The following is a 22,381-nucleotide window of genomic DNA, read 5'->3' as shown; positions in this document are numbered from 1 at the left end:
CGCACCGCACTTAAATCCTCTTTCGAAAAAAATTCGCCGCCCTTCGCGGGGCGTTTCGCGCGCGGGCGCAGGGCCATGGGCGGGCGGAAACGGGCTTTCCGCTGTGGCGCGCCGAGCGGAAGCCCGGCGCCCAGGCGCGGCGGACGCGAGTGCTCTATATAGAGGCTTTGCCGGCCTTTGGCGGAGTGGCTCGGTTTGTGCACCGGGCGGCGGATGTTCTTGCGTTCGCAGCCTGAGAGGTGTGTGTTGAGTCACTCCATAGAAGCCGGCCCGCTCGTCAGCGTGGTGATCCCGGCGTACCGCCCGGATTTCCTCGCCGAGGCCCTCGACAGCGTCCTGCTGCAAAGCCATCGGCCGCTGGAACTGGTGGTCAGCGACGATTGCCGGGGCGATGGGGTGCGCGCCGTGGTGGAGGCCTTCCGCGAGCGCGCGGATTTTCCGGTCGTCTACACGCACAACCCGGAGCCGCTGCTGGAGCGCTACAACACCCTCGCCGGAGTGAGGCTGGCCAGCGGCGACTTCATCAAGCTGCTGCACGACGACGACCGCCTGGCGCCGGCCTGCGTCGAGTCCCTGCTCGGCGCGCTGCTGGGCGAGGACAACGTGGCGCTGGCCAGTTCGCGGCGCCGGCGCATCGATGAAGAAGGGGCGCCGCTGCCGGACACCCCCGAGACGGCCTTCCCCTTCGTCCAGGACATGCTGGTCGACGGTCGCGACCTCACGGCCTACTTCGCCGAGCACCTGGTGAACTTCGTCGGCGAGCCGAGCGCGGTGCTGTGCCGGCGCGCCGACCTGCTGGCCCTGGGCGAGGAACTCATGTGCCTGGCCGGGCAGCGCATCGAGTGGGTCGGTGACCTCGCGCTGTACACGCAACTGCTGCGCAACGGCAACCTCGCGCTGCTCGCCGAGCCGCTGACCGACTACCGGGTCAGCCGCGCCCAGGCCAGTGGCCTGGCGGCGGAGCGGCAGGCGGAAGTCCGCGGCCATCACCAGCGCTTCCAGCAGGCATTGCGCGAGCTCGGCTGGGACCGCGCCGAGGTCGCCCGCCATCATGTACGGGTGGCGCCCATCACCCGCCTCAAGGCGCGGGTGTTCAAACCCTGCGACCTGCCCAGGGCGCTCAAGGCGGCCTTCCACCAGGGGGGCTTCTCGCTGGCCGCCTGGCTGGACGCGCGCCAGCCCAGCGCCGTCCAGCGCCGCCTGATCGACGAGCGCCTGGCGCAACACGGCGGCGGGCCGCTGGTGGAAATCCTGCTGCTCGATCGCCAGGCTGACGCCGAGGCGGTCCGCCGCAGCCTGCAGAGCCTGGCCGAGCGCAACCTGTACCGCCGCCACGTGGTGCGCGTGCTGCCGCTGGCGGGCGAGGCGCCGGTGCGCGCGGTCAACGCCGCGTTGGCCACGTCCGGCGCCGACTGGCTGCTGCTGGCCGACGCCGGCGTCGAGTTCAGCGCCAGCGGCCTGCTGGTGGCCGCCCTCGACCTGCTCGCAGCGCCGGCCGAGTGCCTGGCGGTGTACGCCGACGAAGCCGTGCGCGTCGACGACGGCGAGCTGGGCACGGCGCTGCGCCCGGACGTCAACCTCGACCTGTTGCTCAGCTTCCCCGGCGCCATGTCCCGGCACTGGCTGTTCCGTCGTGAAGGCCTGCGCGCCACCGGCGGCTTCGACGAGGCCAGCGGCGAGGCCTTCGAATTCGACTACCAGCTGCGCCTGGTGGAGGAGCGCGGCCTGGGCGCCTTCGGCCACATCGGCGAGCCGCTGCTGCTGGCCGAGCAGCCGGCGCTGCTGGACGACCCGGCGCAGCGCCGGGCCATCCAGCGCCACCTGGCCGCCCGCGGCTACACCCAGGCGCAGGTGCTGTCGCGCTTCCCCGGTCGCTACGAGATCGACTACGGGCATGCCGAGGTGCCCGGCGTCAGCGTGATGATCCTGGTGGAAGGCGAGCTCGCGGCGCTGCAGCGTTGCCTGCAGACCCTGATGGAACAGACCGCCTACCCGAACTACGAAGTCCTGCTGCTGCTCGCCGACCAGCCCGACGCCGCGACCGAGGCCTGGCTGCGCGGCATCGACGGCCTGCAGCAGGCGCGCCTGCGCGTGCTGCGGCAGTTCGCCGGGGCCTCGCGGCACGCGGTGCGCAACCAGGCGGCGGAACTGGCCCTCGGCGACTTCCTGCTGTGGCTCGACGCCGGCGCGGCGATCCTCCAGCGCGACTGGCTGCAGCAACTGCTCAACCATGGCCTGCGCGCGGAAGTGGGCGCGGTGGGCGCGAAACTTCTCGCCGCCGACGGCAAGGTCTACCAGGGCGGCCTGCAACTCGGCCTGGCCGGCTCGGTGGCCGGCGCCTTCGAAGGCGCGCCGCTGGATTCCGCCGGCTACATGAGCCGCCTGCTGCTGGACCAGAACCACGCGGCGATCGGTGGTGAATGCCTGCTGCTGCGCAAGGCGCTGTTCCTCGAGGCCGGCGGCTTCGAACTGGACCCTGCGCTGGCGCGCTGGGCCGCCGTCGACCTCGGCCTGCGCCTGCACCAGGCCGGCTACCTGAACGTCTGGACGCCACGCGCCCAGCTGATGCTGGACGCGCCGGCGCAAGTCGCGCCGAGCGCCGTCGAGGAGGATGCGCTGTACCGCCGCTGGCTGCCGCTGCTGGCGCGCGACCCTTCGTCCAACGCCGGCTTCGCGGTGTCGGTGCGCCAGGGCTTCGCCCTCGACGACCCGCTGCTGATCTGGCGCCCGCTGCAGCCCTGGAGCGGCGTGCCGAACATGCTCGCGCACCCCGGCGACCTGTTCGGCTGCGGCCACTACCGAGTCATCCAGCCGTTCAACGCGCTGCGCGCCGAGGGCCTGCTGGATGGCAGCCTGTCCCTGGGCCTGCTGGACGTGCCGAGCCTGGAACGCTTCCAGCCCGACGTCATCCTGCTGCAACGCCAGCTGGGCGACGAGCGCCTGGAAAGCATGCGTCGCTACAAGGCGTTCTCCGCCGCCTTCAAGGTCTACGAGCTGGACGACTACCTGCCCGGCGTGCCGCTGAAAAGCGTGCACCGCAAGCAGCTCGACCCCAGCGAGATGATGCGCTACCTGCGTCGCGGGCTGTCCTTCGTCGACCGTTTCGTGGTCTCCACCGAACCGCTGGCCGAGTCCCTCGCGCACCTGCACGCCGACGTGCGGGTGATGCGCAACAGCCTCGACCCGGCCTGGTGGGACGGCCTGAGCGGCCAGCGCCGCACCTCGGCCAAGCCGCGCGTGGGCTGGGCCGGCGGCTCCAGCCACACCGGCGACCTGGAGCTGATCGCCGACGTGGTCAAGGAACTGGCCGGCGAGGTGGAGTGGGTGTTCTTCGGCATGTGCCCGGAAAAGCTGCGGCCCTACGTCCACGAATTCCATCGCGGCATTCCCATCGCCCGCTATCCGGCGGCGCTGGCGGCGCTGAACCTCGACCTGGCGCTGGCGCCGGTGGAGAACAATCTGTTCAACGAGTGCAAGAGCAACCTGCGCCTGCTGGAGTACGGCGCCTGCGGTTTCCCGGTGGTGGCCAGCGATGTGCGCTGCTACCAGGGCGAGCTGCCGGCGACCCTGGTGAAGAACCGCTTCCGCGACTGGGTGGACGCCATCCGCATGCACCTCGCCGACCTCGACGCCAGCGCGCGCCTGGGTGACGAACTGCAGGCGGCGGTGCGCCGCGACTACATGCTGCGCGGCGACAACCTGCAGCGCTGGCGCCAGGCCTGGCTGCCCAACTGAGGCGGGGAAATCCCATGAGCGACAAGAGCATCTTCGTCACCCAGCCGCACCTGCCGCCGCTGGAGGAATTCCTGCCGTACCTGGAGGAAATCTGGGCCAGCCGCGTGCTGACCAACGGCGGGCCGTTCCACCAGCAACTGGAACAGGCGCTGTGCGACTACCTGGGCGTGGAGCACATCGCCCTGTTCGCCAACGGCACCCTGGCGCTGGTCACCGCGCTGCAATCGCTGCGCATCACCGGCGAGGTGATCACCACGCCGTACTCCTTCGTGGCCACCGCCCACTCGCTGCTGTGGAACGGCATCAAGCCGGTGTTCGTCGACATCGACCCGCACAGCCTGAACCTCGACCCGCGGCAGATCGAGGCGGCCATCACCCCGCAGACCACGGCGATCCTGCCGGTGCACTGCTACGGCCGGCCGTGCGCGGTGGAGGCGATCCAGCGCATCGCCGACAACTACAACCTGCGGGTGATCTACGACGCCGCCCACGCCTTCGGCGTCGAGGACGCCGGCGGCAGCGTGCTGCGCCATGGCGACCTGTCGGTGCTGAGCTTCCACGCCACCAAGGTGTTCAACACCTTCGAGGGCGGCGCCATCGTCTGCCCGGACGCCAAGACCAAGCAGCGCATCGACCACCTGAAGAACTTCGGCTTCGTCGATGAATTGACCGTGGTGGCGCCGGGCATCAACGGCAAGATGAGCGAGATCAACGCCGCCTTCGGCATGCTCCAGCTCAAGCACGTGGACGCGGCCATCGAGCGCCGCCGGCAGATCGACCGCCACTACCGCGCGGAGCTGGCCGAGGTCGCCGGCCTGCGCCTGCTCGGCGAGCACGCCGGGGCCAACCATTCGTACTTCCCGGTGCTGGTCGAGCCGGGCGCCGCGCTGTCGCGCGACGACCTCTACCTGCGGCTGAAGGAGCGCGACATCTACTCGCGGCGCTACTTCCACCCGCTGATTTCCGATTTTCCCATGTATCGCGGGATGCCTTCGGCGCATCCCGACAACCTGCCGGTGGCCCGAAGCGTCTCCGCCCAGGTGCTGTGCCTGCCGATCTACCCGGCCCTGGAGCTGGCGGACGCGCAGGCGGTGGTCGATGTCATCAAGGAGGCTTTGGGTGAAACGCATACTCTTCCTGGGCGCGGCGCCCTCGCAGCTGCCGCCGATCCGCTACGCGCGCAAGCAGGGTCACTACGTCATCACCTGTGACTACCTGCCGGACAACCCCGGCCACCGCCTGGCCGACGAGGCGCACAACGTCTCCACCACCGACCGCGAAGCGGTGCTGGCGCTGGCCACGCAGCTGCGCATAGACGCGGTGGTGGCCTACGCCTCGGACCCGGCCGCGCCCACCGCGGCCTATGTCGCCGAGCGCCTGGGCCTGCCGGGCAACCCGCTGGCGGCGGTGGAAACCCTGGCGCGCAAGGACCTGTTCCGCGCCTTCCTCGCCGAGCACGGTTTCAACACGCCGCGCTCGGCGTCCTTCGAGGACCGTGAAGCGGCGCGCGCCTGGCTGGCGGAGATCGGCGTGCCGGCCTTCGTCAAGCCGGTGGATTCCTCCGGCAGCAAGGGCGTGACCCAGCTGCTCGACGCCAACGCCTTCGATGCCGCCTTCGACCACGCCCTGGCGTTCTCGCGGGCGCGCAAGGTGGTGGTGGAGGCGCGCATCCCGCGACACGGGCCGCAGGTGGCCGGCGACGGCTTCGTGATCGACGGCCGCCTGGCCTTCCGCTGCTGGGCCGACGAGAACTTCGACGGGCTGTGCAACGGCCTGGTGCCCATCGGCGAAAGCTTCCCCAGTTCCCATCGCGAGGACTGGCTGGCCCACGCCCACGCCGAGACCCAGCGCCTGCTCGACCTGCTGGGCATGCGCAACGGCGCGCTGAACTTCGATTTCGTCTTCGACGCCGACGGCGGCTTCCACTTCCTCGAACTGGGGCCGCGCAACGGCGGTTGCCTGATTCCCGAAGTGATCCGGCACGCCACCGGTGTCGACCTGGTGCGCTACACCGTGGACGCCGCGCTGGGCTTGCCGTTGCCGGCGCTGGAGCAGCGCCCGGTGCAGGGCGCGTGGGCCAGCTACATGATCCACGCCCTGGAGGATGGCGCGTTCAGCGGGCTGCGGGTGTCCCCGCGCCTGGACGAGTGCATCGTCGAGCGCGACCTGCAGGTGCGGCCGGGCGATTCGGTGCGCCGCTACGCCGGCTCCCACGACATCCTCGGCACCCTGATCCTGCGCTTCCCCGACGTGGCGGACATGCGCGCATCGATGGCGGCGATGGAGCGCGACATCTGCGTCCAGGTGGAATGAGGGGAGGGTGGCATGGCGTTCTATAGCGAAGACGAACTGCGCGAACTGGGCTTCGCCCGGCTTGGCCGCAACGTGCGCATCAGCACCCGCGCGGCGCTGTACCGGCCGCACGAGATGGAAATCGGCGACAACGTGCGCATCGATGATTTCTGCCTGTTGTCCGGGCGCATCCGCTTCGGTCGCAACGTGCACTTGGCGGCGTACTGCAACGTCTCCGCCGGCGAGTGCAGCGTGACCTTCGAGGACTTCTCCGGGATGGCCTACGGCTGCCACGTGTTCACCGGCAGCGACGACTACAGCGGGCGCACCCTGACCAACCCGACGGTGCCGCTGCAGTACAAGGGCCTGAGCGAGGCCGACGTGCGCCTGGGGCGCCACGTGATCGTCGGCACCCAGTCGGTGATCTTCCCCGGCGTCACCGTGGCCGAGGGCTGCTCGGTGGGCGCCATGACCCTGGTGAGCAAGAGCACCCAGCCCTGGGGCGTGTACTTCGGCGTGCCGGCGCGGCGCCTGAAGGAGCGCCGCCGCGACCTGCTGGAACTGGAGCAGGCCTACCTGGCCGACACGCGGGACGAATGACCGCGCCGAGGCGGCGGATAACCCTCCGGGTTATTCGCCCTACACCAGGCTCGACCGCAACGTAGGGCGGATAACCGTTCGCGGTTATCCGCCGTTTCACCGATCTCCCCGCCAACCTCGCGTTCGGGCCGGGCGGCCATCCTGCGCAGAGCACGGTCGGGCTCACTGGAATGTACTGCTGACCACCCCGGCCTCGACCACCTGGGCCTGGATGACTTTCTCGCTGCTCAGGTTGCGCACCTTGATCACCTCGCCCTGCTGGCCGTCGGCCAGGGCCTGGCCGGGGGTGCTGGCCTGGATGCCGTCGTGGTTGGCGCTGATGCGTACCTGCTGGCCGCGCTTGACCAGTTGCGCCGCGCCGAGCAGCGCCGGGGTCAGCAACTGGCCCGCGCGCAGGCGGCGGCGCACGCCCTGGCCCAGCACCTGCTCGGGGCGGGTGAAGAAGCCGTGGTGGGCGCGGGCGATGTTGGTCGCCTTCAGTTGCAGGTCGCCGGCTTCGAGCACATGGCCGCGGTCGACGATGGCCGCCGTCACCAGCACCGGGAGGAACACGTCGGCCTGGCTGCTGACCATCACCGACCAGCCCTCGCCGTCGGCGCAGCGCACTTCGTAGCGCTGCCGCGCCAGCGCCGAGGGGTCGTCGCTGCGCCGCTGCGCCTGCAGGGGCGTGGAGCAGGGCGTCGCCGGCAGGGTGCCGAGCAGCTCGTGGCTGTACTGGCTGCGCAGGCCCTGCCAGCCGTTGCGCCGCGCCTCGTCGCGCAGCTGGGCGTCGAGCTGCGCGACCACGGCCTTCTCGACCTGCTCGCGGACTTCGCTGGCGGCCTGGGTCGCGGGGCTGGCGAGGGTGCCGGCGAGGACCAGGAAAAGAGCGGAAAGGGTTTTTCCGCCTGGCGCCGCCGGGCACCGCCAAAGCGGAAGCCGGGGCGCCGGCGGTTGTCCGTGTTTCCGAATTAAACTCAATGAAATCAAGGCTTTGCTCGCTATGCTCAAGTTAGGCACGGTTCCTGCTCACACGGATGCCAGCAAGAGTCAGGCCGGAGACCGCCAACCGATGAGCATCCGTGTAGAAGAATCCCTGGGCGTACACATCCGCGCCCTGCAGGTACGCAGCGAACGCAGCGAACTGCTCGCCGCCAACCTGGCCAACCAGGACACCCCGGGGTTCCTCGCCCGCGACATCGACTTCGCCGACGAGATGCAGCGCCTGGACCCCCACGGCGGGCAGGCCGACCTGGCCTTCGCCGACAGCCCGGCGCAGGCCAAGTACCGCATTCCCAACCAGCCGTCGGAAGACGGCAACACCGTCGAGCAGGGCGTCGAGCAGTCGGAGTTCTCGCGCAACAGCATGGGCTTCCAGACCAGCCTGACCTTCCTCGGCATGAAGTTCCGCGGCCTCAAGCAGGCCATCGAAGGACGTTGAGCATGGCCCTGGATTCCATCTACCGCATCGCCGGTTCCGCGATGACCGCGCAGACCGTGCGCCTGAACACCGTGGCCAGCAACCTGGCCAACGCCGAGTCGGCCTCTTCCAGCGCCGACAGCGTGTACCAGGCGCGCAAGCCGATGTTCGCCGCCGTCTACGGCAACGACGAACTGGTGCGTGACGCCGGCCTGGGCGGGGCGCGCGTGCAGGTGCTCGACGTGGTCACCTCCGGCGCCCAGCCGCAGCGTCGCTACGAGCCCAACAACCCGCTGGCCGACCGCGACGGCTACGTGTTCTACCCGGACGTCAACGAGATCGAGGAAATGACCGACATGATGTCGGCCTCGCGCAGCTTCGAGACCAACGTCGACGTCCTCAACCGTGTGCGCAGCATGCAGCAGGGCCTGCTGAAGCTGGGAGACGAGACATGAGCACCACCGTAAACGGCACCAGTTCCAGCGGCACCGGCAGCAGCGGCGGCGACAACGTCGCGGTCAACCTGACCGACGTGTCCGAGCTGCAGAACAACTTCATCACCCTGATGGTCGCGCAGATCCAGTACCAGGACCCGACCGATCCGGTGGACAGCACCCAGTTCGTCAACCAGTACTCGCAGCTGTCCCAGGTGCAGAGCCTGGAGAACCTCAACACCATCCAGAAGAACAGCCTGGTGCTCGCCGACAACCTGCAGAACCTCACCGCCGCCGGGCTGGTGGGGCAGAAGGTGGCGGTCTCGGTGGACAGCCTGCAGCTGGACGACGCCAAGGTCGACGCCCAGGTGCAGCTGGAGCACGCCTCCACCACCACCACGCTGAAGCTCACCAGCGCCGCCACCGGCCAGGTCACCGAGGTCGCCCTCGGCCCGCAGGAAGCCGGCACCGTCGGCTTCAGCGTCGACCCGCAGGCCCTGGGCCTGGAACCGGGCAAGTACAGCGTCGAGGTCGAGACCAGCAGCGGCGAGAAGCCCAAGGTCGAGGTCAGCGGCAAGGTCACCCACGTGCGGGTCAGCGACAGCGGCCCGGTACTGGACGTCGAGGGCGCCGGTTCCGTGCCCTTCTACAACATCGTCGAATTCGGCAGCGCGACTGCCTGAAGCCCGCCCAGGAGCAAGAACCGATGAGCTTCAACATCTCCCTGACCGGCCTGAACGCCGTCAGCGACCAGCTGGACACCGTCAGCAACAACATCGCCAACGTCGGCACCGTCGGCTTCAAGTCCTCGCGCACCGAGTTCGGCAGCGTCTACGCCGACAGCCAGGCGATGGGCGTGGAAGTGCTGGGCAACACCCAGAGCATCAGCCTCGGCGGCAGCCTCACCAACACCAGCCGCAGCCTCGACCTGGCCATCTCCGGGGCCGGCTTCTTCGTGGTCAAGAGCGCCAGCGGCGAGACCCAGTACACCCGCGCCGGGGTCTTCAACACCGACAACGCCAACAACGTGGTCAACGCCGCCGGCCAGCGCCTGCAGGGCTACTCGGTGGACGCCGCCGGCAACCTGCAGTCCGGCGTGCTCGGCGACATCCAGGTGAAGACCGCGAGCCTGCCGGCCAAGGCCACCGACAGCCTGCAGTTCGTCGCCAACCTCGACGCCGACGGCGACGTGCCGACCGTGGCCTTCGACCCGGCCACCTCGGCCAGCTACAACTCGACCTACACCACCAAGGTCTACGACTCCCAGGGCAAGGAACACACCCTGACCCAGTATTTCGTGAAGAACGCCGACAACGACTGGACCAGCAACTACTACGTCGACGGCGCCGCCGCCGGCACCCAGGCGCTGACCTTCGACGCCGCCGGCATGCTGACCTCGCCGACCACCCCGACGACCCTCAACGTCGCCGGCCTGGCCGGTGGCGTGAACCCGCTGGCGATTTCCGTCGACTACACCGGCACCACCCAGTACGGCTCCGACTTCGCCGTCACCACCAACAAGGCCTCGGGCTACGCCTCCGGCGACAAGACCGGCCTGACCGTCGACGAGGACGGCATGGTCTACGTCAACTACAGCAACGGCGAGCGCCTGCTGCAGGGCCAGGTGGTGCTGGCCAACTTCGTCAACCCCGAAGGCCTGAAAGCGGTCAGCGGCACGGCCTGGACCGAGACCTCGGCCTCCGGCGGCGCGCTGATCGGCGCGGCCGGTGGCGGCCAGTTCGGCGACCTGGTGGCCGGCGCCCTGGAAGGCTCCAACGTCGACCTCACCGCGCAACTGGTGAACCTGATGGAAGGCCAGCGCAACTACCAGGCCAACACCAAGGTGCTGACCACCGACAAGGAACTCACCCAAGCGCTGTTCAGCGCCATCTGAGGCTGACCCATGGACCGCCTGGCCTATACCGCCATGACCGCCGCCAGCCGCACCCTGCAGTCGCTGCAGGTGCGCGCCAACAACCTGGCCAACGCCAACACCCCGGGCTTCCGCGCCGACATGGAGCGCGCCCGCGCGGTCGACGTCAGCGGCTACGGCTATGACAGCCGGCACCTGGCGAGCCTGGAGAACAACGGCGTCGACATGACCCCGGGAACCCTCACCGTGACCGGCCGCGACCTCGACTTCGCGATTCGCGGCCAGGGCCTGATCGCCCTGCAGAACGGCGACGGCGAGGCCTACACCCGCCAGGGCAGCATGGTGGTGGACAGCGAGGGGCGCCTGACCCTCAACGGCCGCCAGGTGCTGGGGGAGGGCGGCCCGATCGTCCTGCCCGAGTACGACAGCGTGAACATCGGCGAGGACGGCACCGTCTCGGTGATGCCGCGCGGCGACTACCTGATGACCGAGGTGGACCGCATCAAGCTGGTCGACGCCCCGGCCGCCGACCTGAAGAAGGACGCTGCCGGCCTGCTGGTGCGCAAGGACGGCCAGCCGGCCGAGGCCGCCGACAACGTGCGCCTGGTCAGCGGCTACCTGGAGGCGAGCAACGTGTCGTCGATCGACCAGCTCACCGCCACCATGAGCCTGAACCGCATGTTCGAGACCCAGGTGAAGATGATGAAGGCCGCCGAGGACCTGTCCTCCGCCGGCGACCGCCTGCTGCGCGACTGACGCGGCGGCCATACAACGTGTCGGCCGCGCAGGACGCGGCCCGTGAAGGAGATTGAGCATGAGTTCGGCACTCTGGGTCAGCAAGACCGGTCTGGCGGCGCAGGACACCGCGCTGTCGGCGGTCGCCAACAACCTGGCCAACGTCAACACCACCGGCTTCAAGAGCGACCGCGTGGTCTTCGAGGACCTGTTCTACTCGATCGACCGCCAGCCCGGCGCGCAGGCCGACCAGGTCAACACCGTGCCCTCGGGCATCCAGCTGGGCAGCGGCGTGCGTGTCGCCGGCACGCAGAAGGTGTTCACCGAAGGCAGCATGCAGACCACCGGCCAGCCGATGGACCTGGCGATCGTCGGTCGCGGCTTCTTCCAGGTGGAAGCGCCCAACGGCGACACCCTGTACACCGAGAACGGCCAGCTGCAACTGAACTCCGACGGCGTGATCGTCAACGCCCAGGGCCTGCCGCTGCAGCCGAACATCGAAGTGCCGGCCGGCAGCACCAGCTTCACCGTGGGCAGCGACGGCACCGTCACCGCGATCCTGCCGGGCGAGACGCAGCCGACCCAGCTGGGCCAGATCACCATCGTCAACTTCACCAACCCGGCCGGCCTCGAGGCCCTGGGCGGCAACCTCTACCGCGAGACCGTGGCCAGCGGCCAGCCGGTGGAAGGCACGCCGGGCGAGGAAGGCCTGGGCACCCTCAAGCAGGGCGTGCTGGAAGGCTCCAACGTGCAGGTGGTGGAAGCGATGGTCAACATGATCGCCATCCAGCGCGCCTACGAGGCCAACGCCAAGGTGCTGGACGCCGCCTCCGGCATGCAGCAGTTCCTCAACCAGACCGTATGACCGTCATGAGCCGCCACCTGCCGACGTTGCTCGCGATGCTGCTGCTGGGTGGCTGCGCGAGCTTCAACGAGATGCTCCCGGACGAGGACTCCAGCGCCTACCAGCCGCCGCGCCTGGACTACAGCCTGCCGCCGACCACCGGCGGCGGCCTCTACCGCCCCGGCTACTACGGCGGCCTGGTGCAGGACCAGCGCGCCCTGCGGGTGGGCGACGTGCTCACCGTGGTGCTGGAAGAGCAGACCCAGTCGAGCAAGAGCGCCGGCACCAGTTTCGACAAGAGCTCGACCCTGGGCATCGGCATTCCCAAGGTCCTCGGCCACGACTACGACCGCCTGGAAAGTTCGGCCAGCGGCAAGCGCGACTTCAAGGGCGACGCCAAGAGCGAGCAGCAGAACTCCCTGCGCGGCTCCATCGCGGTGACCGTGCACCAGGTGCTGCCCAACGGCACCCTGATGATCCGTGGCGAGAAGAACCTGCGCCTGAACCAGGGCTCGGAGTTCATCCGCCTCACCGGCCTGGTCCGGGTCGACGACATCAACCGCAACAACCAGGTGTCCTCGCTGAACGTCGCCAACGCCAACATCTCCTATGCCGGGCGCGGCGTGCTCAACGACAGCAACTCGGCCGGCTGGCTGACGCGCTTCTTCACCCACCCCCTGTTCCCGATGTGAGGCGACACCGGCCATGCGCCTGACCCTGAAGTACCTCCTGCCCCTGGCCCTGTTCTGCCTGTCGCCGGTCGCCCATGGCGTGCCGCTGCTGGAACTGGTGGACGTCGAAGGCGTCCGTGGCAACCAGCTGATCGGCTACGGCCTGGTGGTCGGCCTGGACGGCACCGGCGACAAGACCCAGGTGAAGTTCACCAGCCAGTCGGTGGTGAACATGATCAAGCAGTTCGGCGTGAACCTGCCGGCCAACGTCGACCCCAAGCTGAAGAACGTCGCGGCGGTCAGCGTCACCGCCGAGGTGCCGCCGTCCTATAGCCCCGGCCAGACGGTAGACGTCACCGTCTCCTCGCTGGGCGACGCCAAGAGCCTGCGCGGCGGCCAGCTGCTGCTCACGCCGCTGCGCGGCATCGACGGCGAGACCTACGCCCTGGCCCAGGGCGCGGTCGCCGTGGGCGGCCTCAACGCCACCGGGCAGAGCGGCTCCAGCGTCAGCATCAACACCGCCAACGGCGGGCGCATCCCCAACGGCGCGAGCATCGAGCGGATGATCCCCAGCGACTTCGCCAGCCGCCCGGACATCATGCTCAACCTGCGCCAGCCGAGCTTCCAGACCGCCGCGCACATCGTCACCGCGCTGGACAGCCTGCTCGGCGCCGGCAGCGCCCAGGCCCTGGACGGCACCAAGGTCAGCGTGCGCGCGCCGGTCTCGGCGAACCAGCGCACCAGCTTCATGGCCCTGCTCGAAGGGGTGGAGGTGCAGGAAGGCCGCGAGCGCCCGAAAGTCGTGTTCAACAGCCGCACCGGCACCGTGGTCATCGGCCAGGGCGTGCGCGTGAAGGCGGCGGCGGTGTCCCACGGCAGCCTCACCGTGACCATCAGCGAGAACCCCCAGGTCAGCCAGCCGGCGCCGTTCTCCGGCGGCCAGACCACCGTCACCCCGCAGTCCAACGTCAACGTCAGCCAGGACAAGAAACCGATGTTCCGCTGGCCCGAGGGCGCCAGCCTGCAAAGCATCATCGACACCGTGAACAGCCTCGGCGCCACCCCGGACGACGTCATGAGCATCCTCCAGGCGCTGGAGAAGGCCGGCGCGCTGAACGCCGAACTCATCATCATCTGAGGCGCGCGCATGAGCATCGTTTCCCTACCCACCGCGCTCAAGGTCGCCCCCGGCCAGCCAGGCCAGCCGCAGGCGCGCCTGGAGGCGGCGGCCGAGCAGTTCGAGGCGCTGTTCCTGCAGCAGATCCTCAAGCAGATGCGCAAGGCCGGCGACGTGCTCTCGGCCGGCGGCATCACCCGCAGCCGCGACCTCGACACCATGCGCGACTTCTACGACGGCGTGCTCGCCGACAACCTGGCCGAGCGCAAGCAGACCGGCATCGCCGCGCTGCTGGTGCGCCAGCTCTCCGGCCACGAGGCCGACGCTCAGGGCGAAGCGCTGGCCGGCGGCGACCGCCTGGGCCTGCCGCGCAGCCTGCAACAGGCCGTGGCCGCCGACTGGCAGCGCGGCGTGCAGAGCGTCGGGCGCCTCTGGCAGCGCGGCACGGCGGCGTTCTCCGACCTGGTGGAGAGCCTGATCGACCACGAATCCTCCGGCGACGTCGCCGCCGTCTCGGCGCGCGGCGCGCGCGGGCTGATGCAGCTGATGCCGGACACCGCGCGGGACATGGCGGCCAAGCTCGGCCTGGACTTCGACGAAGAGCGCCTGACCCGAGATGGCGCCTACAACCGCCAGCTCGGCAGCGCCTACCTGGACGAGATGCTGGAACGTTACGACGGCCACCGCGCCCTCGCCCTGGCCGCCTACAACGCCGGCCCCGGCCGCGTCGACGAGTGGCTCAAGAGCAACGGCGACCCGCGCACCGGCGAAGTCAGCAGCGACGCCTGGGTCGAGCGCATTCCCTTCGAGGAAACCCGCCACTACACCCGCGGCATCCTCGACGACCTGGCCCGCCGTGGCCACGCGGCCGCGAGCCAGAGCGGCGCGACGGCGGCACCGCAAGCGGCGCTTAAGCCGCAGGCCGATCCCGTCGCCTATCAGGAACAGGGCGCACAGCACCAGGCGCTGTCCGCCGCCTTCGCCCAACCGATCCGCCTTCAGCCGAAAGGGAAGCAGTCGTGAGCAATTTGACGCAGATCGCCTACACCGGCGTACGCGCCTCGGAGATCGCCCTGTCGATAACCGGGCAGAACACCTCCAACGTCAACACCCCCGGTTTCAGCCGGCTGAACCCGGTGATGAGCTCGCTCGGCGGGCAGGGCTCGCTGAACCCCGGCGGCGGCGTGCAGGTGAGCAGCATCCGGCGCATGTCCGACGACTTCCTCAACCAGCAGCTGTGGCGCTCGACCACCTCGCAGAACTACTACAGCAACGCCCAGCAGTACCTCGGCGCGCTGGAGGACCTGATGTCCAGCGACGGCGCCAGCATCAGCGTCGGCCTCGACAACTTCTTCGCCGCCTTGAGCGAAGCCAGCGCCACCCCGGATTCCACCGCCCTGCGCCAGCAGATCATCGCCGAGACCGGCAACCTGGCGCAGCGCTTCAACACCCTGTCGGGCAACATCGCCACCCAGCTCAAGTCGCTGCAGGAACAACGCGGCACCATGGTCGGCGAGATCAACGGCCTGACCTCGAACATCGCCTTGCTGAACAAGAAGATCGTCGCCGCCCAGGCCTCCGCCGCCGACCCCTCGGCGCTGCAGGACCAGCGTGACGCGCTGATCACCCAGCTCAGCCAGTACAGCAGCATCCGCACCACCACGGCCGCCGACGGCTCGGTGGCGGTGTCCCTGGCCAACGGCCAGCCGCTGGTGGCCGGCACCTCCGCCGCGCAGCTGAAGGTCAGCCTGACCAGCACCGGCGAGCAGGACGTCAGCCTGTCCTTCGCCGGCACCCAGTTCTCCATCGACCAGGAAGGCCTGGGCGGCGCCATGGGCGCGCTCTACGACACCGAATACCAGACCCTGCGGCCGAACCTCGACAGCCTGACGCAGATGGCCACCCAGGTCGCCGACCTGGTCAACAACACCCTGGCCGGCGGCTACGACCTCAACGGCAACGCCGGCCAGGCGCTGCTGCAGGTCAACACCGGCAGCACCAGCAAGCTGCTCAGCCTGACCGGCCTGCAGCCTTCCGACCTGGCGTTGTCCGACACCACCGGCGAAAAGGGCAACAACGGCAACCTGCTCAAGCTGATCGACCTGAAGAACCAGACCATCACCGTCGACGGCAACGCCGTGACCCTCAACGACGCCTACGCCGGCCTGATCGGCCAGGTGGCCAGCGACAGCCGGCAGAACCAGGCCGACCTGGACACCGCCAAGGCCGTGACCCAGCAGGCGCAGAACCAGCGCGACAGCGTCAGCGCGGTGAACCTGGACGAGGAGGCGGTCAACCTGATGACCTACCAGCAGGCCTACCAGGCCAACATGAAGGTCATCAGCACCGCCAAGGACCTGTTCGACAGCATGCTCGCGGCCTTCTGAGCGCCGTAGCCCGTAACCCGACGAGACGCCCCATGCGCATCACCAATTCGCAGAGCACCGCCATACTGCTCAACTCGATGAGCCGCAACACCGAGAAGATGTCGCAGCTCATGCAGCAGATGTCGAGCAGCAACCGCATCCAGCACCCCTCGGACGACCCCATCGCCGCGGTGCGCATCCTGCGTATCCAGCGCTCGGAGGCGAGCCTGGCGCAGTACGGCAGCAACATCACCGGCGTCTCCAGCAACCTGTCGATCCAGGAAACCAACCTGCAGTCGACCTCCGACACCATGCTCGACATGCGCGACCTGCTGCTCTGGGCCGCCAACGGCTCGAACTCCAACGAGCAGCTCAGCGCCATGGCCGGCGAACTGTCGAACCTGGAGAAGACCCTGGTCAGCTACCTGAACGTCAAGGACGAGGAGGGCCGCTACCTGTTCTCCGGCACCTTGACCGACAGCCCGGCGGTGACCTACGACTCGGCCACCGGCACCTACTCGGCTACCGGCAACGACAAGACCCGCCAGGCCGTGGTGGCCAACGGCGTGATGGTCGACGAGAACGTCGCCGTGCAGCCGCTGTTCGGCAGCGGCATGGACTTCCTCAACAACCTGCATTCACTGGTGGCCACGCTGCAGGACCCGGCGCTGGACAGCACCGACCCGGCGACCCTGCAGAGCATCAAGGACACCATGAACCTGCTGGACGACAGCCAGGGCAAGGTGCTCTCGGCGATCACCGACCTCGGCGGCCGGCAGAACACCCTGACCCTGCTGGACAACAGCAACCAGGACGTGTCGCTGGTCAACCAGAAGATCGAGGGCGACCTGTCGACCCTGGACTACAGCAAGGCCAGCATCGACCTGGGCAACTACAAGCTGGCCTTGCAGGCGACGCAGAAGACCTACCTGACGGTCAACGGCCTGTCGCTGTTCAGCCTGCTCTGAGGACCCCGGGGCCATGAAGGTCGAGAATCCCTTCCCGGCGGTCACCGCCATCGACGCCCAGCAGCCGCGCCAGGCGCCGCTGCCGGTGGGCGAGCGCAACCTGCGCCAGCGCAAGAGCGCGCGCGGCGACGGCACGGCCCGCCTGGAGCGCGGCAACGGCAAGGCCGCCACCTTCAGCATCCAGCTCAACCAGCAGCTCAGCGCCATGCAGAGCGCCGAAGGCTACCTGGGCGAGCTGTCCGACCGCCTGAACCAGCTCAAGCTCAGCCTCGGTCGCGAACTGGCCGGCGGCCAGGGCAGCGGCCGCAAGCAGCTGGAGCAGCCGCTGCAACAGGCCGCCGACCTGCTGGCCCAGCGCAGCGAACGCAGCGCCGGCAACCTCGACGCCAACCTCGAACTGCACCTGCACGAGCCGGCGCGCACGCGCTTCTCCATCGACGGCCTGCAGACCCTCGACCAGGCCCGCGACGGCGGCCGCGAGACCCTGCTGTTCAGCACCGGGCGCGCCCAGGGCGAGCCGGGCGTGGTGGTGCTCGACGAGGCGCTTAGCGACCAGCAGCTGCTGCGCAGCTTCAACCAGGGCCTGGCGGCGGCCGGCATCCGCGCGGAAGTCGGCGAGGACGGCCAGCTGAGCTTCTCCATGGCCGAGTCCGAGTGGCGCCAGCAGGGCGGCCAGCTCAGCGTGCAGGGCGAGGGCAAGCGCTTCGCCAAGGAGCGCGCCGGGCGCGCCCAGGTGCGCGAGCAGAGCCTGCTGGAACTGCCGGAGAGCCTGGCCGGCAGCGACCAGCGCGACATGCGCCGGATGCTCGACCAGGTGATCAACGCCCTGGACCGCATCGGCACCCTGCGCGAGCAGCTGCGCCAGCGCCAGAGCGAAATCCGCGAGTTCCTCGCGCGCCAGGCCGACAGCGACGAGCAGCAATGGGCGCAGGACTACGCGTCTTCGGTATTCAATCTGGTGCGCAGCAGCGGTTCGAGCTACTCGGCGGTGACCCAGACCGTGGTGGCCCAGGCCAACCTGAGCCGCTTCGCGGTGGTCAGCCTGCTTTCTTGAGCCGGTCTTGTTAAGCTGCGCCGAACCCTGGGGCCGATCGGTGGTCCCAGCAGGCAAGCGACGAGCAGGATGAGCTTCGTTCGCACCTTTGGTCACGACGGTTGGGGCGATCCGCATGGTTTACGTACAACGCGATGCGCAGGGAAAGCTGTTGAGGGTGGAGAGCCAGCCCTTCAGCGGCATGAACGACACGCTGGCCTACCAGAGCGAAGAGCTCAAGCTGTGGTTCGACGCCCGCACCGAAGTGCGTAGCCGCCTCGACCTGCTGCGCCAGTCCGACCTGGAAGTGATCCGCGTGCTGGAAGACGTGGTCAACGTCCTGGTCGAACGCGGCGTGATCCGCTACACCGACCTCCCCGAAGCGGCCCGCCGCAAGCTCGACGAACGCGCCGTGGCGCGCGCCGAACTGGAAGGCCTGGCCGACCACCCCAGCGACGAAGACTGAGCCGCCCCATCTCCCCGGCGTAGGAGCGGGCCACGCCCGCGATCGCGCGCAGGGCGCGCTCCTACGGTTGGGGCGGAAATTCGCGCCCCCGGAAAGCGCGCTTCCGCCCCCGACCATCCGTCCGCCGCATCTGCGGGAGCAATTCGCCCCCGGCCGTTGTCTGAAGCAGGGCGGGTATACTCGCCCGCCTGCCGCCCCCTGGAGCCCGCCTTGCCGAAATCCCGCCCGCTGCTTAGCCTGCTGTTCGCCGCCTGCCTCGGCGCCAGCTTCGCCGCCCACGCCTGCGCCCCCGGCCAGTCGGAAGTCTGCCTCGGCGGCTGCATCTGCGTGGCCGACCCCGACGGGGTCTTCGGGGTGCTCCAGGACGACGCCCGCAAGGTTGCCGCGCCCGCGCTGGCGCAGTGGCTGACGCAATCCCGCGACCAGATGGTCGCCGCCGGCGTACAGCCGCTGCCGCTGGATTTGCGCGTGCAGTTGCAGGCCTGGTACCCCGACGACCTGCTGCAGTCGGTGCGCTACCGGGTCGGCCAGGGCCAGGACATCGACGCCGCCAGCGCCATGCTGCAGAACCAGGACGTGGTCGCGGTGACCCTGATCGACGTGGTGGTGTTCCGCAACGAAGACGGCGCGCTGCACGACCTGGCGCTCTGGGCCCACGAACTCAAGCATGTGCAGCAGTACCGCGAGCTGGGCGTGGACGGCTTCGCCCAGCAGTACGTGCGCAACGCCAGCACCCTCGAAGACCCGGCCTACGCCATCCAGAACCAGGTGTCGCGCAGCCTGCGCAGCACCGCCTCGCGCACGCCCTGAGGCCTCAGGGCAGCTGGAAGTTGCGCTTGATCTTCTCGCGCAGCGCCTGGATCAGCGGCTCGCGGGTGCGCCCGCGACGGACGATGGCCGAGAAATCGGCGGCGTAGCCGCAGGTCTCCGGCAGCAGTTGGCGCAACTGCCCGGCGCGCACCCAGCGCTCGGCCAGGTGCTCCGGCAGGTAGCCGATGTAGCTGCCGGAAAGCACCAGGATCAGTTCCGCCTCCATGCTGTCGACCGTCGCCGAATAGGCCTGGAAGCCGTGGCGCTCGGCCTCCGACTGGCTCCAGTAGCCGCGCCCGATCAGGCGCTGGCGGGTCACTTCGGCCAGGCTCGGCGCCGGGTGGTCGAACAGCGGGTGGCGGTCGCTGCAGTACAGGCCATGGCGCTCCTGGTAGAGGAACAGGTAGTTCAGCCCGGCCAGGCGCGTGGGCAACGAACCGATGGCCAGGTCCAGGCGCGACTCCAGCACCTCGTGCTGCAACTCGAAAGGGCTGAGGATACGCAGGTTCAGGTGCACCTGCGGGTGTTCGCTGGTGAAGGCGCCGAGCAGGTCGACGACGCTGATCCGCGGTTCGCTCAGCATCGAGTCCAGCAGGCCCACGGCCAGGCGCCCGCGCAGCTCGCCCTGGAGGTCGGCGACATAATCCTCGAAGCGCTCGATGCGCTCGAAGATCTCCAGCGCCTGGCGGTGGATCAGCTCGCCGGCGCTGGTCAGGCTGAAGCCGGCGCGCCCGCGGTTGCACAGCGCCACGCCCATCTGGCCTTCCAGCTGGGCCATGTAGGTGCTGATGGCCGAGGTGGACATCTTCAGCTCCTGCTGGGCGGCGGTGAAGCCCTGGTGGCGCACCACCGCGAGGAAGATGCGCAGCAGGCGGAGGTTGTAGCGGGGTTCCTGCATGGCCGCTCTCGTGGTTCGGGGGCCGCCAGTCTGCGCGGCGCGCCCCGGCGCTTTCAATAGCCGGGGCGGCGATAGATACATCAGTAATCGCTGAAGTATTTACTTCACTGGCGGAAATGTTCGCGCCGCGCCGCATCTCGAATAATCGCCGTTCAGCCCATAGCCTGGAGAACGGCAGATGCTCACCGACCCGCTCAGCGGCACCCCTTACGACCCGCAGAAGCGCCCGCGCTTCGCCGAGATCGCCACCTTCATGCGCGCGCCGCGCGCCGAAAGCTTCGCCGAGGCGGACATCGGCATCGTCGGCGTGCCCTTCGACGGCGGCACGTCCTTCCGCCCTGGCGCGCGCCTGGGCCCGCGCGGGTTGCGCGCGCAGTCGTGCCTGATGCGCACGCGCAACCACTTCTCGGCGGTGTGCCCGTTCGACCTGTGCCGGGTGCGCGACCTGGGCGACGTCTACCTGGACGACATGTACAGCCTGGAAGGCGCCCACGCCAACATCGAGGCCTTCTACCGCGAGCTGGTGCGCCACGGCGTCACCCCGCTGACCGCCGGCGGCGACCACTCCATCACCTACCCGATCTTCAAGGCGCTGGCCGCCGAGCGGCCGCTGGGCATGATCCACATCGACGCCCACACCGACACCATGGATAGCCTCTACGGCTCGAAATTCTTCCATGGCGCGCCGTTCCGCCGGGCGGTGGAAGACGGCCTGCTCGACCCGAAACGGACCATCCAGATCGGCATCCGCGGCTCCGAGCACAGCGGCTCGGCCAACTTCAGCCTGGACAGCGGCATGCGCGTGGTGTTCATCGACGAGTTCGATAGCCTCGGCGTGGCCGGCGTGGTGGAGCTGGCGCGGCAGGTGGTGGGCGACGGGCCGACCTACCTGTCGTTCGACGTGGACGGCCTCGACCCGGCCTTCGCCCCCGGCACCGGCACCCCCGAGGCCGGCGGCCTGAGCATGCGCGAGGCGCTGGCGCTGCTGCGCGGCCTGCGCGGGCTGGACCTGGTCGGCGGCGACGTGGTGGAAGTGGCGCCGGACCTCGACCCCAGCGGCTGCACCGCGCTGAACGGCGCCACGCTGATGTTCGAAATCCTCTGCCTGCTGGCCGAGGCCCGCGCCGCGCGGGCCTGAGGGGCGATTCGCCGCAGCGCCGGCGGTGCGCTTGATGCATATCAACGGGGGTTTCCGGGCGAGGGTGCAGGCTAGGGTCATCCACCCCTGTCCCACCCGGAGGTCCCCATGAATGCCTACTCGCGCCTGCTGCTGATCTGCGACCCGCTCCTGCGTGATTCCGCCGCCCTGCACCGCGCCTGCGCACTGGCCCTGGCCAGCGGCGCGCGCCTGCACATGGTTGCCCTGGACGCCCTGCCGGTGGGCCTGGGGGTACTCGACAGCGTGCTGCAGACCCGCGCCCGCGAAGAAACCCGGCAGCGCCAGGAGCGCTGGCTGGAAGCGCGCGCCGAGGAAATGCGTGCCCACGGCGTGGAAGTGACCACCGAGGCGATCTGGACCGAAGACCCGCTCAAGCACGCCCTGCGCCTGGTGAGCGAGCTGGAGATCGACCTGGTGATCAAGGACACCCAGTACGAACCGGCGCTGAGCCGCGCGATCATGACTCCGCTGGACTGGCAGCTGCTGCGCCAGAGCCCGGTGCCGCTGCACCTGGTCAGCACCGCCGAGGAGCCCAAGCCCAAGCGCATCCTCGCCGCCCTGGACCTGTCCCAGGACGACGTGCGGGTCGACCAGTTGAACGACCACATCGTCGAATCGGCGCAGGCCCTGGCCCGCCAGTGCGGCGCCGAGCTGCACCTGCTGCAGGCCTACGACGTGCCCAGCGACTTCCTGGCCTACGCCGCCGGCCCGGTGGCCTGGTCGCCGGAAGTCGCCGAGCAGATGAGCGGCCGCTCGCGCCAGCGCATGGACCGCATCGCCCAGCGCTTCGGCATCGGCCGGCCCTACCTGCACCTGATCAAGGGCGCGCCGACCCGGGTGATCGCCGAGTTCGCCAATGAGAAGCAGGTGGATGTGGTGGTCATGGGCACCCTGTACCGCGCCGGGCTGGCGAAGATTATCGGCAGCACCACCGAGCAGTCGCTGTACCGGGTGCACTCGAGCATCCTCGCCGTGCGCCCG

General features: G+C 69.3%; 22 protein-coding genes. 20 read left to right on the top strand and 2 right to left on the bottom strand.

The genetic code is table 11. The features are described from left to right. The first annotated feature begins 213 nt into the window (after positions 1-213). The 4 genes from P3W75_RS14475 to P3W75_RS14460 are packed head-to-tail and all read left to right on the top strand — an operon-like array spanning position 214 to position 6,627. Complete coding sequence (locus P3W75_RS14475) at positions 214-3,735, top strand: glycosyltransferase (protein WP_430765375.1); 3,522 nt, start codon at positions 214-216, stop codon at positions 3,733-3,735. 14 nt (positions 3,736-3,749) lie between these two features. Further along, on the top strand, positions 3,750-4,946 hold the full coding sequence (locus P3W75_RS14470; protein ID WP_276228051.1) for a DegT/DnrJ/EryC1/StrS family aminotransferase: 1,197 nt from the start codon (positions 3,750-3,752) through the stop codon (positions 4,944-4,946). Continuing rightward, positions 4,855-6,048, top strand: a complete 1,194-nt coding sequence (locus P3W75_RS14465) for an ATP-grasp domain-containing protein (protein WP_276228050.1) — start codon at positions 4,855-4,857, stop codon at positions 6,046-6,048. The genes P3W75_RS14470 and P3W75_RS14465 overlap by 92 nt, the downstream gene beginning before the upstream one ends. A 12-nt stretch (positions 6,049-6,060) precedes the next feature. Continuing rightward, complete coding sequence (locus P3W75_RS14460) at positions 6,061-6,627, top strand: acyltransferase (RefSeq protein ID WP_276228049.1); 567 nt, start codon at positions 6,061-6,063, stop codon at positions 6,625-6,627. A gap of 162 nt (positions 6,628-6,789) precedes the next feature. Here the strand turns inward: P3W75_RS14460 and flgA are convergent, their stop codons facing one another. Then, positions 6,790-7,413: a flagellar basal body P-ring formation chaperone FlgA gene (flgA, locus tag P3W75_RS14455; protein ID WP_276228048.1), complete on the bottom strand. Its 624-nt coding sequence runs from the start codon at positions 7,411-7,413 to the stop codon at positions 6,790-6,792. Positions 7,414-7,678: 265 nt separating this feature from the next. On the opposite strand from flgA, the gene flgB reads away from it, so the two are divergent. From flgB to P3W75_RS14385, 14 genes are all read left to right on the top strand, one after another. After that, positions 7,679-8,047, top strand: coding sequence for a flagellar basal body rod protein FlgB (gene flgB, locus P3W75_RS14450; RefSeq protein WP_276228047.1), 369 nt, complete (start codon positions 7,679-7,681; stop codon positions 8,045-8,047). Positions 8,048-8,049: 2 nt separating this feature from the next. Next, a complete protein-coding gene (flgC, locus tag P3W75_RS14445) occupies positions 8,050-8,481 on the top strand; it encodes a flagellar basal body rod protein FlgC (protein ID WP_276228046.1) in 432 nt (143 codons plus the stop codon). After that, complete coding sequence (locus P3W75_RS14440; protein ID WP_276228045.1) at positions 8,478-9,143, top strand: flagellar hook capping FlgD N-terminal domain-containing protein; 666 nt, start codon at positions 8,478-8,480, stop codon at positions 9,141-9,143. The genes flgC and P3W75_RS14440 overlap by 4 nt, the downstream gene beginning before the upstream one ends. 23 nt (positions 9,144-9,166) lie before the next feature. Further along, a complete protein-coding gene (flgE, locus tag P3W75_RS14435; RefSeq protein WP_276228044.1) occupies positions 9,167-10,354 on the top strand; it encodes a flagellar hook protein FlgE in 1,188 nt (395 codons plus the stop codon). A 9-nt stretch (positions 10,355-10,363) separates the two neighbouring features. After that, entirely contained in the window at positions 10,364-11,089 is a 726-nt protein-coding gene (locus P3W75_RS14430; protein WP_276228043.1) for a flagellar basal body rod protein FlgF, read from the top strand. A 58-nt stretch (positions 11,090-11,147) separates the two neighbouring features. Beyond that, positions 11,148-11,933: a flagellar basal-body rod protein FlgG gene (gene flgG, locus P3W75_RS14425; RefSeq protein WP_276228042.1), complete on the top strand. Its 786-nt coding sequence runs from the start codon at positions 11,148-11,150 to the stop codon at positions 11,931-11,933. Beyond that, positions 11,930-12,604 carry a flagellar basal body L-ring protein FlgH gene (flgH, locus tag P3W75_RS14420; RefSeq protein ID WP_276228041.1) on the top strand — a complete coding sequence of 225 codons (675 nt, stop codon included), beginning with the start codon at positions 11,930-11,932 and terminating at the stop codon, positions 12,602-12,604. Before flgG ends, flgH begins: the two co-directional genes overlap by 4 nt. Positions 12,605-12,617: 13 nt before the next feature. After that, on the top strand, positions 12,618-13,721 hold the full coding sequence (locus P3W75_RS14415) for a flagellar basal body P-ring protein FlgI (protein ID WP_276228040.1): 1,104 nt from the start codon (positions 12,618-12,620) through the stop codon (positions 13,719-13,721). A 9-nt stretch (positions 13,722-13,730) separates the two neighbouring features. After that, complete coding sequence (locus P3W75_RS14410; RefSeq protein WP_276228039.1) at positions 13,731-14,723, top strand: transglycosylase SLT domain-containing protein; 993 nt, start codon at positions 13,731-13,733, stop codon at positions 14,721-14,723. After that, a complete protein-coding gene (gene flgK, locus P3W75_RS14405) occupies positions 14,720-16,087 on the top strand; it encodes a flagellar hook-associated protein FlgK (protein WP_276228038.1) in 1,368 nt (455 codons plus the stop codon). Before P3W75_RS14410 ends, flgK begins: the two co-directional genes overlap by 4 nt. Positions 16,088-16,119: 32 nt before the next feature. Next, positions 16,120-17,034: a flagellar hook-associated protein FlgL gene (gene flgL / locus P3W75_RS14400; RefSeq protein ID WP_276228037.1), complete on the top strand. Its 915-nt coding sequence runs from the start codon at positions 16,120-16,122 to the stop codon at positions 17,032-17,034. Between the two features lie 13 nt (positions 17,035-17,047). Further along, entirely contained in the window at positions 17,048-18,088 is a 1,041-nt protein-coding gene (locus P3W75_RS14395) for a hypothetical protein (protein ID WP_276228036.1), read from the top strand. 115 nt (positions 18,089-18,203) lie between these two features. Next, positions 18,204-18,533: a tryptophan synthase subunit beta gene (locus tag P3W75_RS14390; protein WP_276228035.1), complete on the top strand. Its 330-nt coding sequence runs from the start codon at positions 18,204-18,206 to the stop codon at positions 18,531-18,533. Positions 18,534-18,743: 210 nt separating this feature from the next. After that, positions 18,744-19,343, top strand: coding sequence for a DUF4157 domain-containing protein (locus tag P3W75_RS14385; RefSeq protein ID WP_276228034.1), 600 nt, complete (start codon positions 18,744-18,746; stop codon positions 19,341-19,343). A gap of 4 nt (positions 19,344-19,347) precedes the next feature. Here the strand turns inward: P3W75_RS14385 and P3W75_RS14380 are convergent, their stop codons facing one another. Beyond that, the gene (locus P3W75_RS14380; protein WP_276228033.1) at positions 19,348-20,241 is read right to left on the bottom strand and encodes a LysR family transcriptional regulator; all 894 of its coding nucleotides are present in this window, start codon (positions 20,239-20,241) and stop codon (positions 19,348-19,350) included. Positions 20,242-20,419: 178 nt separating this feature from the next. Between P3W75_RS14380 and speB the strand changes: the two genes are divergently transcribed. Together speB and P3W75_RS14370 are read left to right on the top strand one after the other, a co-directional pair. Continuing rightward, positions 20,420-21,379 carry an agmatinase gene (speB, locus tag P3W75_RS14375; RefSeq protein ID WP_276228032.1) on the top strand — a complete coding sequence of 320 codons (960 nt, stop codon included), beginning with the start codon at positions 20,420-20,422 and terminating at the stop codon, positions 21,377-21,379. Positions 21,380-21,487: 108 nt separating this feature from the next. Next, positions 21,488-22,381 (top strand): universal stress protein (locus tag P3W75_RS14370; RefSeq protein ID WP_276228031.1); only part of this gene is annotated, 894 nt, incomplete at its 3' end.

Origin of the sequence: Pseudomonas citronellolis (assembly GCF_029335315.1) — a bacterium.
GTDB classification, from domain to species: domain Bacteria; phylum Pseudomonadota; class Gammaproteobacteria; order Pseudomonadales; family Pseudomonadaceae; genus Pseudomonas; species Pseudomonas citronellolis_A.
This window is presented reverse-complemented; position numbering and strand designations above follow the sequence as displayed.

What these genes read in the sequence shown, in the direction of transcription:
- flgE (WP_276228044.1), top strand. Translation starts at nt 9,167, where the DNA reads ATGAGCTTCAACATCTCCCTGACCGGCCTGAACGCCGTCAGCGACCAG.
- P3W75_RS14395 (WP_276228036.1), top strand. Translation starts at nt 17,048, where the DNA reads ATGAAGGTCGAGAATCCCTTCCCGGCGGTCACCGCCATCGACGCCCAG.
- flgG (WP_276228042.1), top strand. Translation starts at nt 11,148, where the DNA reads ATGAGTTCGGCACTCTGGGTCAGCAAGACCGGTCTGGCGGCGCAGGAC.
- speB (WP_276228032.1), top strand. Translation starts at nt 20,420, where the DNA reads ATGCTCACCGACCCGCTCAGCGGCACCCCTTACGACCCGCAGAAGCGC.
- P3W75_RS14410 (WP_276228039.1), top strand. Translation starts at nt 13,731, where the DNA reads ATGAGCATCGTTTCCCTACCCACCGCGCTCAAGGTCGCCCCCGGCCAG.
- flgC (WP_276228046.1), top strand. Translation starts at nt 8,050, where the DNA reads ATGGCCCTGGATTCCATCTACCGCATCGCCGGTTCCGCGATGACCGCG.
- P3W75_RS14470 (WP_276228051.1), top strand. Translation starts at nt 3,750, where the DNA reads ATGAGCGACAAGAGCATCTTCGTCACCCAGCCGCACCTGCCGCCGCTG.
- flgB (WP_276228047.1), top strand. Translation starts at nt 7,679, where the DNA reads ATGAGCATCCGTGTAGAAGAATCCCTGGGCGTACACATCCGCGCCCTG.
- P3W75_RS14460 (WP_276228049.1), top strand. Translation starts at nt 6,061, where the DNA reads ATGGCGTTCTATAGCGAAGACGAACTGCGCGAACTGGGCTTCGCCCGG.
- flgL (WP_276228037.1), top strand. Translation starts at nt 16,120, where the DNA reads ATGCGCATCACCAATTCGCAGAGCACCGCCATACTGCTCAACTCGATG.
- P3W75_RS14380 (WP_276228033.1), bottom strand. Translation starts at nt 20,241, where the DNA reads ATGCAGGAACCCCGCTACAACCTCCGCCTGCTGCGCATCTTCCTCGCG.
- P3W75_RS14415 (WP_276228040.1), top strand. Translation starts at nt 12,618, where the DNA reads ATGCGCCTGACCCTGAAGTACCTCCTGCCCCTGGCCCTGTTCTGCCTG.
- P3W75_RS14440 (WP_276228045.1), top strand. Translation starts at nt 8,478, where the DNA reads ATGAGCACCACCGTAAACGGCACCAGTTCCAGCGGCACCGGCAGCAGC.
- P3W75_RS14475 (WP_430765375.1), top strand. Translation starts at nt 214, where the DNA reads ATGTTCTTGCGTTCGCAGCCTGAGAGGTGTGTGTTGAGTCACTCCATA.
- P3W75_RS14430 (WP_276228043.1), top strand. Translation starts at nt 10,364, where the DNA reads ATGGACCGCCTGGCCTATACCGCCATGACCGCCGCCAGCCGCACCCTG.
- P3W75_RS14390 (WP_276228035.1), top strand. Translation starts at nt 18,204, where the DNA reads ATGGTTTACGTACAACGCGATGCGCAGGGAAAGCTGTTGAGGGTGGAG.
- flgH (WP_276228041.1), top strand. Translation starts at nt 11,930, where the DNA reads ATGACCGTCATGAGCCGCCACCTGCCGACGTTGCTCGCGATGCTGCTG.